The organism is Ferrovum myxofaciens (assembly GCF_000735045.1).
In the GTDB taxonomy this organism is placed as follows: Bacteria; Pseudomonadota; Gammaproteobacteria; order Burkholderiales; family Ferrovaceae; genus Ferrovum; species Ferrovum myxofaciens.
In genome coordinates, this window is sequence record NZ_JPOQ01000052.1 from 1 (window position 1) to 9,944 (window position 9,944).

Sequence of the window (9,944 nt, forward strand, 5' to 3'; positions counted from 1 at the left end):
TGCCTGCTGTGGCGAATTCTCCTGCTACGCTTGGTTTCCATACCTGCTCTCCTGTGTCACAATCTGAAGAGGAGTATGCAGAAAAATTATCCGGGAAAATACAACGCCGCTGGCTTACCGCTTACCCTGCGCGCAGTCCAGTCTCGATGACTTTCCGATTATTCTCGATACCTTTCAAAACATTACCGTCACTCGGTCGAATCGCTGTTTGCACTCCGACCCAGCCAGACGGTGGTAGAGCCTCCTGATAGACCAGATTGAGACCCAGCGCCCCTAAAACCAACGCGGGTACGCCGTATTTTCGTAATCGGCCAGGGGAATAAATGAGTGGAATCGCAACCAAAGATAGCAGTAATCCAAACCAACTTGATCCGGGGAACAAAACTCCGGCCGCATTCAATGGTGACAACCATCCAATGACCCCAATTGGCGGTAAAGCAGTGACAAGAATCGCCGTTATGATCCGCCAAGGCGTATCAGCCCAAGTCCATGGCAATGATAAGATCATGGCTGCCAGCACCCAGGCTCCCAGTCCTTCCCACCAGTGCCCAGTACCCCAGTATCCGGTTACGGCCTCCACGATTGGCCAACACCCAATGAGGTAATAACCCAGAGCGACCAGTAACCTAGGCTTCTTGCCTGACACGAACATCACTGACAAGGGTAATCCGATTGAACACAGAGGGCCCAAGTAACCGTCCCCTCCCAACAACCAGGCCGCACCAGCCATACTTGAAAAAAACCCGGCAAGAGGCGGGCGTAAAGGGGGGGGCATGTTGTTATTTCCGGTGAGGAGGAATGCAACTGGAGATGAGTTCCTTCTGGCTGCTGATTTGGTTTTTCAGAATAGCCACTTCGGGATCTGTCTGGTGTTGCCCCCAAAGGGTCCCCAACCAGAAAAATATCCCGATACAAGCACCCGCTACCGCAATCCACAGGATGCTGAATGATTCCCGTAATGCAGCCCTCACTACCCCAAAATCCACAGCGATACGGGTAGGCAATTTCTCATGTACTGCCCTGGCCACGGATTCCGGATCAATGAACTTCATTGGTGGTACATCCTTAAACGCTTGGGCCGCCATCTTGATCTCGTTGACGGCTTTATCCATATCGCTTTTAGATTCCCCCAGCAGTTTCAGGACATCTGCCCGAGATGTCCCATGAGACCAGGCCCATGCCAGCATTAGCACCCAAGGCGCATTAGACTTGTCTTCTGGCTGAAACCCTGTTTTTTCCAGGATCCCGAGCAATGAGTCCCTCTCTTTTTTCTCGACTTCGTTCGGGGCCCTCTCCCCCATGGCGGCGATAAAAATTTGTTCTGAATTTTCGTATAGCATTATTCGACCTCAATATTTTCGACCTTCGCCATGGCTGCTCCCGCTTTCTGGAGCCAGGAGTTCAATGCCAGACGATAGCCAAACGGCAGGGATTGGCCATCAATGCCGGTAGACAACACTTCATGGAAAGGACGGCGTCCTATTTTTACCGTCAGTTGATCATTGAGCTCAGGGAGTTCTGCCTCAGACCAGCCACCAGAGCCCACCAGCTGCTGGCGCAATAGGCTGTCGTTCCAAAGCCCAAATTTATCCCCCTGCCCGAAGAACAGGTTTTTGACGGCAATCCCTTTCTGGTAACGGTGCCCCATGTTATCCAGTCGATATTTCAGCGCATTCAGGCATTCCTGCGTCCGGCTCAGGAGCCAGACAGGAATGGCACTGGCCTCCCGGAGTACTTCGTTGACGATGGGGATTGAGCCATCGAAAGCCCGCGTCCCGATCTGTGCGGGCATGTTGACGATAATCCGGCACTCAATCTTTTCGCCCAACTCGGAGAATTTTCCCACCAGAGTGCCGAAATCGATCCATCCATTTTCTGTGGACAGGTCCACCAAACTGGCATGCATGATCCCCGGACCGGCCTTGATGCCTCCTGTGCCACAAACATCCGGGTTAGAACAATCGGCGTCGATCACAACGATCTTGGGCCGTCTGGATTCTTCCTGTTCAAGAAAGTGGTGTACCAATGCCCGAGCCGCCATGCTCTTTCCAACGCCACCCTTGTCACCATCAATAATGAATGTTTTAAGCATTTGCTTCCCCCTTATCAGTATTCGCCAATGAATTTTTTTCCGGATGATGAAGAACTGATGGATTCCAGTTGTTTGCGCATCGCATAATCTTCGTCCGATTCGTGGGCCATGCGATCATTCTCGCCAGAGGGATTCGGGACGGGTGATTCCTTCCGAATCCGTTCTGCGTCCGACGCAGACTGGTTCAATGCCTTCTTTTTGCGTTCTGGTGTGGTCGAGGTCTTTGGTGCCTTGAGTTGATGTCGATTACGCTCACGGAGTTTTGCCACCGCATATCGCAAGTCCCCCACCGGCACATCGGGGAAAGACGGTGCCAGTTGCGCTAGGACCTCGCTGGCTCCGAAGTCGGCCTCGAATAATTGGATGATGATTGGTTCTAATACTTGAACCGCCTTTACAGCAAATGCCCTGGTGGTCTCAGAATGTTTCGCCGTTTGTTTGGCCTTGAGCATTGTGAGCAAACCTTCCGCGAGAGCAGGTAATTGCTCAGCGGCGGCCATCCCATCAAAAACTTTTTTCGGTTTATCGTCGGGCTCCGACATACATTTCCTCCTGAAGTGTGGTGCCGGAAGTCGGCACATATACAAACTCCGCAGGGAGGGAACAGAGCATTTCAGTGCCAGCCGCAGGCAGAAACAGGACGAACACAGGATGTGCGACAAGGGAACCGCGGAGAACATGCTCGGATTATTTTGGGTGTCGGGCGAAGCCTGACCAAGCGGGGCCGGATGCAACTGGGAGCGAAGCGGGAAGTTGTCAGACGGCACCTTACCTTGCACGGATTTTGCCTCAACGCTCAGCCCCCAGGTTTCTCCCGCAAGTCTCCTATCAAACACCCCGGATGTTCCCCAATAGCAGAGTAGATGTATGCGCACATCAAACCAACGGCGGGGGACAGGTATGAACAAACCAAAACCAAAGATGAATTCCATCGCGTTCGTCCGTCTCACGGAAGAACAGAAGCAAAACTTGGAAAACCAGGCGAAAAGCGCAGGGATGACACTCTCCGAATTGATAAGGAACCGTGCCCTCAATCAGCCAGTTCCGAGCCATACGGATGCGATGAACGGAAAAAAAATTGACCAACTGGGTCGGATGCTCAGACACCTTTATCCGAAGGGGAAAAGCTGGGCCTCTGCCGAGGATCGGAAACTGTACTGGAAGACCATTGTTGAACTGCAACGCACCAGCAAGATGTTACGAGGAGAAAAGTGATGTTGGCCAAAGTGATCACACTGAGGCACGGAACTCCCAGCAAAGGGTTCCGTCCAGCCCTGAATTACATCATGCGTGCCGGAGCAAAAAACAGACTCCCTGAAGGGCAACAACTGGAAGGGGGGGAGATCAATGTGTCCCAGGATGAACTCTACTTCACTCTGGCCGAAAATAATGTGGCCTATGCCGATGACATTTCCTGTGTCCTTGAATCAACGGCGGATGAGTGCCAAAGGAAAGGAAGGTTCAAGGGGAACCCGGTTTATCATGTGGCCATCAATTGGCAAGACGGTGAACATCCCTCTCCGGAACAAGCCAGACATGCCTGCGATCATGTCATGAAGGCTCTGGGCTACGAGGAACATCAGGCGGCATGGTCTATTCACCGGGATACCGACAACGATCATGTGCATCTGGTCATCAACCGGGTGCATCCCACACGGCTTCTCGCGATCTCACCACCATTCAAGAAGGACTATTTCATCCTTGACCGGTGTATGCGAGAACTTGAAATAGAATTCGGCTATGGGCGGGCAAACGGCCCCTACATCACCCTTGATACCAAGGAAGGTCCAAAAATTGTCCGGATGAGCCGAGCCGAACGACGGGAACGAGGATTATTGAAAGAAGATGCACAACCTCGCTTGACGCGAGGGGCTGCCGCCGCCGAACATCGTTTGGGAGAGGATTCATTTCAATCATGGGCATCCAAGGAACCTGCGCAGGATCTAAAAAAGGTTCTGCAACAGCCTGAAGTGACCTGGCAGGATGTGCATCACTGTCTCGCACAGCATGGCGTTTCGATCCAGCCGAAAGGATCAGGAATGATCGTGACTACGACCCTCGAAGATGGTCGTGTGTTGGCGGGCAAGGCATCCCAGATGGGCCGCTGGGCCAGCAAAGCAGAACTGGAAAAGAAATTGGGAGCGTTTGTGCCCTCAAATATCTCATTCCCCCCAAACCACAAATACCAAAACACCATTGAGGAGCGGAGGAAAAATCACTCAGATGAGCGGAAACTCTACGATAAAGCGGAGGATGGTGACCGGGTAATTCGCAGAGTAGCCCGAGAACAAGCCCGCAAGGCGCTTGCAGAAAGATTCAAGGCCGAACAGAAAGCCATCAGGAGCGAAAAACCTTTGCATCGCGCAGAACTGCGTGACCGTCACAATAATGAAAAGCGCGAGTTGCTGGACGAACAGCGTCAGACCCGCGCCCAAGTGCGATCCGATGCAAAAAAACAGGGAAAATCACCAGAACTTGCACTTTCTCTCTGGGCGTATCATGCGGCAATTCAGCGCGAAGCCCTGCAAAAACGCCAGGCAGCAGAACGGAAAGCCATGACAGCAATGCTTCCACACTCTGAGGTATGGCGAAAATGGCTGGAATCTCAAGCGGAAAATGGTGATGAGGCTGCCATGGCGGCTCTCCGTGGCATCCGTTACCGGGAACAGCGAGTTAAAACCAAGTCTCAAGATGGCATCGAGGGTGAGGAGTTGGATCCGTTATGCAGTTTGACGGTGGCCCAACTCGATGCACAGTTGGATCGACGGCGACAACTCGTGGTTTACACGGGGAAGGATGGCCGTGTCAGGTTTACCGACACTGGACCCCGGATCGTGATGCACGACAAGGGTGACGATAGTCTGGAGGCTGCCCTGAGAATCGCTTCCCAGAAGTATGGCGGAAAAGTGGATATCACCGGTAGCAGCGAGTTTCGGGAGAGGGCAACCCGTGAGGCTACACGACTAGGGATTCGGGTTCTGAACGGAGATTTGCAAGGCATCGTACAAAATGAGGTTGGGAAAAACAGAAAACCAAAGAACTCCAGACCAGACCATGATCTGGGGCGATAGTTACGCCTATTTTCCATCAGATTCTCACGGGATCACCCCCCCTGAAACCCCCGTGGATACTATGGGTGATTTCGACAAAATAATCCCGCGAATCGGTCTGAAAGCAAGCATTGGCGCGGGTTGTGTGCCGTGATTGTGATTCCGGTTGTCGTGGGTTCGAGCCCCATCCGTCACCCCAAAAAATCAATAAGTTACGATATATTTATTGCGAAATAAAATCGTAATTGCGGAATATTTTACTTCAAAGGGGACACTTTTCTTGTTCCTCTGATGTAATGTCGGCGGGTAACTGCATCGCTTGAATGCCCCAACATAGAGGTTGCATCAAGTCCCAATCCATTACGTCTGACGCAACTTTGGCCCTCAAGTCGTTTTCAGCAACCCCCTCTCCTTCGTATTTATTCATTGCCCTGGCCCATGCAGCCTTGAGCCCGCTTGCGGTGATAGGAAACAACCGAGATCTGATGGCTTTCTGCGAAGCCCCCTACAAGTGTCAACCGCACCAAGTAGTGCCGAAGCCCACTTCAAAAATGGGATGAAGGGTCATTAGGCGCAATAATTCTTTACAATATGACTATCTTGATAAATAATATCTCTTGAAATGACTATTTCAAGGAGCCCGGAATCAATGAAAACTGCCACTGTAGCGGATGCCAAATCGCATTTATCCGCCTTGCTCGCTGAAGTTGAAACTGGCCAAGGTGTTGTTATCACCCGTCGTGGAAAACCAGTGGCACGTCTCGTTCCCGAGCCTCGACCAGGGGGCTTCGACTGGTCTGACTTGCGCAATTGGGTGTCTGCGCCGCCGACATCGGGTCTGACTGTTGTCGAAATGCGCGAACAGGACCTGCTGTGATTTATCTCGATACTTCGGTTCTGGGCGCGATCTTTTTTCGAGAGTCTGGCGCGGTCAATCTTGTGACTCGACTAGAAAGCCAGCGTAAAACGAAGTTGATGATTTCAGCCTGGACTTTAACCGAGATGGCCAGCATCGGTGGCATCAAACAGCGGACAGGTGCCATCGACGCTGACACCCGCCAGCAGGCGATCGCGAATTTTCAGCGGTTTGCATCCATGCGACTTGTCACGGTAGAAATCGATCCGACGGATTTTCGTACCGCAGCGGTACTTATCGAATCGCCTGCCGTCCTGCGTGCAGGGGATGCGCTGCATCTGGCAATCGCTCGCCGCTTGGGTGCCAAAATCGCCAGTCTGGACCACCGGTTGTGTGCGGCGACCGAGGTGTTAGGGATGGCCAGATTTGAACTTTTGTGAGCGCCAAATCTGAACCGTTTGATAGGAAACAACCGGGATTCTGATGGTTTTCTGCGAAGCCCCCTACAAGTGTCAACCACACCAAGCAGTGCCGGGATCCACTAAAAACCATGATTCTGGATATCGGTAATTTATGGCAGAAACTGCCATAATGTTATTCACATTCTCTGGGAGAAAACCATGTCAATAAACATCTCGTTACCCATCGAAGAAGAAATGAACCAATACGGTGCCTCTTAATTACGCATCGCACTGATTTGTGCTCGGCATCCTGGGTCCTGAGGGAACTCAAGATCGGACAGACTGTTCTCCTGCGATCATTTTTTCAAACTCTGCTGCAGGTATGGCAGGTGAATACAGAAAGCCCTGAACGAAGTCGCAACCGCATGATTTCAGTATATCGCGCTGTACTTCCGTTTCCACGCCCTCGGCAATCGTTCTGATGCCCAGTTTATGCGCCATGACGATGATCGCCTCGGCCAACGCCCTGTCGTCCGAATTCTTCTCCAAATCTTTAATGAATGAACGGTCGATCTTCAGGTAATCAATATCAAATTGCTTGAGATAGGACAGCGAAGAAAAACCGGTACCGAAATCGTCAATGGTTACCTCGATCTCACTGTTTCTGAAATCCAGTAACCGTTCCTTGGTTTTGGCTGATTGTTTGAACAGCAATCCTTCCGTAATTTCAACGTTGATTCTGTTTCCAGGAACGCCCAGTTCCTTCATTTTCTGTTGCCAAACCTGCTTTTCAGGATGCTCGAATTGGATAGGAGATTTATTCACGCTGATCTGAATGACAAACCCCAATCGTTTCTGCCAATCCACCACACAGGCGAGTGCTTGCTGGAACACCCAATCACCGATTTCATGGATGAGCCCGGATTCTTCGGCCAAGGGAATAAAGATCACCGGACTGACCATACCTCGGGTGGGATGCTTCCAACGTAGCAACGCCTCCGCTTTGGTGATTGATCCGCTCTTCAATCCAATAATGGGCTGATAGTACACATGCAACTCATTTCGAACCAGTGCCTGTCGCAGATCATTGGTCAGTTCCTGTTTTTCTTTGGCTTCCTGCTGCATGGATTGGGTAAAATAACTGAAACGGTTACGTCCTTCCGCCTTGGCCACATACATTGCCTGATCGGCGTGTTTTAACAGGTTTGCAATATCCTGAGCATCCTCCGGATAAACGGTAATTCCGATGCTGGCGGAGATATAAACGGTATCGTTATCCAGTTGATACGGCTTGCTCAGCACCTGGATGATATCCAGGGCAATACGCTCCACATGCGTGTGCGTGTTGAGTTCGGGCAGAATGATGATGAATTCATCCCCACCCAAACGAGCCACGGTGTCTGCTTCACGCACACATTTTCTGATCCGGTGGGCAGCTTCAATCAATAATAAATCGCCGGATGGGTGTCCCAATGTGTCGTTGACTTCTTTAAACTGATCGAGGTCTATGAGCAACAGGGCCAAAGACGATTCAGTACGCTGAACTTTCTTGATTTCCTGCGCAAGCCGGTCATAGAACAGGTTGCGGTTAGGCAGACTGGTGAGAGAGTCATAATTGGCCAGGCGAAAAAGTTTTTGCATGCTGGAATGAAAATAAGTGTCCAACGCCAGATCCATATCAAAGAACACCACTTTCAATACCGCATCATAAGCCGCTATCAGTTCCGCACTGTCGTCTCCATAAATCTCATGCAAGATTGGCAGCAAAGAGGATAAATACTTTCGGTAAGCCCCGGTATACCACCGGGGTTCGAGTCCAACCTTTTGATGCGTATAACCAACCTTCAATCGATCCGATACGTAGTCTTCGCCATAGTCGCCAGCGGTCAGGCGAAAAAAATATTTGGATTGCAGCTTCTTGAGCCGGTGGATTGACGCTTCATCAGAAAGCATCATTCTCAACTCGGGAAAAGAAAAAACATGTCGGTAGAATGAGTCGGTAAATAAATCGACAACGACTTCATTGCGCTCCAGATACTGATGAATCTGGCTCAGTATCTCCACGTCAACTTCGGAAAACTCAAGAAATTCCTTGCGCCGGGCAATATTTTCCGCCGTGATAAACTTTTCTTCCAACATATAATCCGAAATTATTTTTTCAACCACAATTATTTCTCACCATGTCTCCATATCGGTAGAAGGATAAGTTCCATCGCAATATGCCCCCCAGGTCGGTTGTAGCGATCCGGGGATTCACTCATTCTTGAAGTGTACCAGATGTACTGTATCCACTTTTCAGTGGCATCTTCTTAAATTTTCAAACGAATATCCACATTCCGTGCCAGCCAACCCAGCGTCGCCGCACGAAAAGCGCTGTCCTCTGCCTCATTCCAGATCAGACAATGAAATGCTTCATTTTTTGTCAGGAGTTCATTATCGGCAAGTTTTCTCACAGCCTGTTTGCAATCCCCAGGATTGACCCCATGCTTTTCAAACACTTGAAAAGCCGCGGAGATTCCTGCTCTGATCTCATCTCCCGAGAGGAGAGAGGACTGTTCGCCTACAAATTCCAAGCCAACAGGCTTTTCAAGTTCCGTTGAATGTGACATGTTTATATCCTTGCAAGAATGACGGTTGAACTGGTAAAAACTGCTTGGGCAAGAGTTCCTACAACCAACTCCAATTTTCCGATGGTTTCGAGCGTCACGATGGAAGTCACCGTTTTTTCGTTGGGCAACACCAACGATATCGCTGCGTTCACTTCTCCTGACTGAATCCGGGAAATCACGCCACAAAGCCGGTTTTCAGCGCTGAATTGCGTGGATGCTTCCGTTGTCAAAAGGATGGAAGGGGCCTTGATCAAGGCATAAACTTCCACCCCAACCTCAAGTTCCATGAGTTCAACACTTTCAGCCGTGATCACAGAGACAATCTCGTTATGATCATCAAGACTGATTTTTATCTCGGCATTGACCGAACCCCTGGAGATCTTCTTGATTTTCCCGGAAAACTGATTTCTCGCACTGGTTCTCATCGAGAACCTTTTGTAAATATTTTGGAGATGGTTGAAGCCCTCCCTATCAGTCGCCAGATCCTCCATGACCCCCTGAAATTTCTTCTCGCCTTCCCGAAAAATTTTAACCAGCCACTGGCCATGTTCGGTCAAAGCAGTTCCTCCACCATGCCGCCCCCCTGTGGATCGGCGAACCAGTGGATGGTCCGACAAATTATTCATGGTGTCCACAGTATCCCATGCCGCCTTGTAACTCATTCCAATCGCTTTTGCGGCCGAGGTAATCGATCCATGGGTTGCAATCGCTTCCAGTAACATGACCCGGTGGTCTCCAAGAAAAGATAGGCCATTTTTTTCGAGCAGAAGATGGGCTTTCAATTTTGAAAAATTTTCCATAGCTTCTTAAAATGTAACTGCTCGCCCCTGCAAAAATAATTGAAAAAGTGCTTGACAGGTTTTTGGGTGCTCAAGGCGAGCAGTTGACGACTTGGGCATATTTGCCACAGCAGTGCAGTTTTAAGCGCCGCCAATT

Annotated in this window: 11 protein-coding genes; 4 read left to right on the plus strand and 7 right to left on the minus strand. The window is 50.3% G+C overall.

Features of this window, described 5'->3' with window-relative positions; genetic code table 11:
- Positions 1 to 121: 121 nt before the first annotated feature.
- Genes IV91_RS18405 through IV91_RS18410 form a run of 4 tightly spaced genes read right to left on the minus strand, consistent with a single transcriptional unit; the run spans position 122 to position 3,024 of the window.
- Positions 122 to 775: a carbon-nitrogen hydrolase family protein gene (locus IV91_RS18405; RefSeq protein ID WP_031597308.1), complete on the minus strand. Its 654-nt coding sequence runs from the start codon at positions 773 to 775 to the stop codon at positions 122 to 124.
- Positions 776 to 779: 4 nt separating this feature from the next.
- Positions 780 to 1,340, minus strand: coding sequence for a hypothetical protein (locus IV91_RS0107525; protein WP_031597309.1), 561 nt, complete (start codon positions 1,338 to 1,340; stop codon positions 780 to 782).
- Positions 1,340 to 2,092: a P-loop NTPase family protein gene (locus IV91_RS0107530; protein WP_031597310.1), complete on the minus strand. Its 753-nt coding sequence runs from the start codon at positions 2,090 to 2,092 to the stop codon at positions 1,340 to 1,342. Before IV91_RS0107530 ends, IV91_RS0107525 begins: the two co-directional genes overlap by 1 nt.
- A 14-nt stretch (positions 2,093 to 2,106) precedes the next feature.
- Positions 2,107 to 3,024, minus strand: a complete 918-nt coding sequence (locus IV91_RS18410; RefSeq protein ID WP_160171543.1) for a hypothetical protein — start codon at positions 3,022 to 3,024, stop codon at positions 2,107 to 2,109.
- Between the two features lie 37 nt (positions 3,025 to 3,061).
- Here IV91_RS18410 and IV91_RS0107540 point away from each other — a divergent pair, with 37 nt between their 5' ends.
- The 4 genes from IV91_RS0107540 to IV91_RS0107560 all read left to right on the plus strand — a co-directional run bounded on the left by IV91_RS0107540 (position 3,062) and on the right by IV91_RS0107560 (position 6,438).
- Positions 3,062 to 3,307, plus strand: a complete 246-nt coding sequence (locus tag IV91_RS0107540) for a plasmid mobilization protein (protein WP_200874347.1) — start codon at positions 3,062 to 3,064, stop codon at positions 3,305 to 3,307.
- Positions 3,307 to 5,163, plus strand: a complete 1,857-nt coding sequence (gene traI, locus IV91_RS0107545) for a TraI/MobA(P) family conjugative relaxase (protein WP_051862293.1) — start codon at positions 3,307 to 3,309, stop codon at positions 5,161 to 5,163. Before IV91_RS0107540 ends, traI begins: the two co-directional genes overlap by 1 nt.
- Before the next feature lie 628 nt (positions 5,164 to 5,791).
- The gene (locus tag IV91_RS0107555) at positions 5,792 to 6,019 is read left to right on the plus strand and encodes a type II toxin-antitoxin system Phd/YefM family antitoxin (protein WP_031597317.1); all 228 of its coding nucleotides are present in this window, start codon (positions 5,792 to 5,794) and stop codon (positions 6,017 to 6,019) included.
- Positions 6,016 to 6,438: a type II toxin-antitoxin system VapC family toxin gene (locus IV91_RS0107560; RefSeq protein ID WP_031597319.1), complete on the plus strand. Its 423-nt coding sequence runs from the start codon at positions 6,016 to 6,018 to the stop codon at positions 6,436 to 6,438. The genes IV91_RS0107555 and IV91_RS0107560 overlap by 4 nt, the downstream gene beginning before the upstream one ends.
- Before the next feature lie 288 nt (positions 6,439 to 6,726).
- Here IV91_RS0107560 and IV91_RS0107565 read toward each other — a convergent pair whose 3' ends face one another.
- The 3 genes from IV91_RS0107565 to IV91_RS0107575 form a co-directional block, all read right to left on the minus strand.
- The gene (locus tag IV91_RS0107565) at positions 6,727 to 8,538 is read right to left on the minus strand and encodes a putative bifunctional diguanylate cyclase/phosphodiesterase (RefSeq protein WP_160171544.1); all 1,812 of its coding nucleotides are present in this window, start codon (positions 8,536 to 8,538) and stop codon (positions 6,727 to 6,729) included.
- A gap of 170 nt (positions 8,539 to 8,708) precedes the next feature.
- The gene (locus IV91_RS0107570) at positions 8,709 to 9,008 is read right to left on the minus strand and encodes a hypothetical protein (RefSeq protein ID WP_031597321.1); all 300 of its coding nucleotides are present in this window, start codon (positions 9,006 to 9,008) and stop codon (positions 8,709 to 8,711) included.
- A gap of 2 nt (positions 9,009 to 9,010) precedes the next feature.
- On the minus strand, positions 9,011 to 9,808 hold the full coding sequence (locus IV91_RS0107575) for a TOBE domain-containing protein (RefSeq protein WP_031597322.1): 798 nt from the start codon (positions 9,806 to 9,808) through the stop codon (positions 9,011 to 9,013).
- Positions 9,809 to 9,944: the final 136 nt, after the last annotated feature.